The 1,434-nt window shown below is 61.6% G+C and carries 1 pseudogene; it reads right to left on the reverse strand.

Annotated features, from left to right (window positions below):
• Nucleotides 1-1,434, reverse strand: a pseudogene (locus AC3IFE_RS18525) (phage tail protein); the annotation flags it as partial.

A 1,434-nucleotide genomic window follows, 5' to 3' on the forward strand; every position in this document is an offset into this window, starting at 1 on the left:
TCTTGAAATAGATCGTCGCCCAGGACGCCCCACCATCGACAGCGTATCCGCGTCCGCGTACGAGCCCTTCCGCGTTGAGAATCGAGCCATCGTCAACTGCGCCGCCGATCAACACGCGCCCGCCGCTCGGCATCAAACTCATGTTCCCGACAGAGGAACCCGGCCCGCGCGAAATCAGCACTGCATTCTGAGCCGAGGAGTACGCGTCATTCACCGTGCGGATGCCGAACGACCCGACTGAGTCGTGTATGATTTCCCACTGCTTTTGATCGGCCGGGCCACCTTCGCGTCGAAGCATGATGGACGTTTGATCCGTACCCCCACCATTCGATGCGACAAGCGCACCGACACCGCTGGCCGCTTTAATCGGGCCTTTCGCCTGTACGACGGCACTGCTACTGTCCTCGCTCGTTGCGCCAACAACGAATTTCCCTGACGGCGTGACGCGCGCACGCTCAGTACCGCCTGCGCTAAACGTCAGCGCGCCCCCACCTGCCGTCGTGCTGCCGTAGAACGCGATGTTCGGTCCGTTGCTTCCTTTGTTGATGCCGATCAGACCGGAGTCGCCAGCACCCTGCCCGTTGATGAAGTAGTTGGCCGCGCGCATGCTGCCCGCGACCTGCGCCACATTCACGCCATCGTCGGTCGTTCCGCCGATCGTCATCCGCCCGCCGGGATAGAGCCTCGCGATCTCTGCGTTGCCCGCGATCAATTGAAGCGCACCGTTCGTGTTTTCACTGCCGATCGACAAACTGCCATTCGAGCGGAAATATCCCCATCCCGCATCGCTGTTCGACCACGTAACAACCGGACCAGTGCCGAACCAATGCACCCCTCGCGTCGCTGCGTTCCCACCGATTTGCAACAGGCTTTGACCGTCATCGCTTGGCGAACCGATGAGCACGCGATTGGCCGCCCCACCGGACAGAAACCGCATGGTTTCACGCGCGTTGTTCGCGACGGCAAACACGCCATCAGCAATGTGGAAAAAACCCGTGTCCGGTGCACCGTCGTTCACGAACGAATAGCCAGGCCGCGTCACGGTGCCTTCGGCAGCCAGAATCTGACCGGACATGGTGATGCCCGTCGTCTGCGCCGGGTTCGGCAGGTTGCCCGTGTTCCATACTTCGTTGCCGACGACGGTCAGGTTCTTTTTCGCGAAATCGAATGCGAACATCGCGCCCGTGGACGGGAGGTAGAACCCGGCAGCATTGCCGGTCCCGAAGAAGTATCCGCCGCTCGGGCCGAGCAGCATGCGGGCCTCATTCGCGCCGTTGCTGACGTTCAGCATGCCCTTGACGGCCAGTTGTCCACCGACGTACGTTCCGGCCCCCGTGTCGTCCAGCATGACGGCCCCCGTCTTCATGTTGACGGTTACCGGTCGATAGCTGTTCCATGACGCCGCAATGCCGCTGGAATCGGTCAGCAGCAGAT

The sequence above is a fragment of the Burkholderia sp. APQ4-4ca genome, assembly GCF_057837105.1.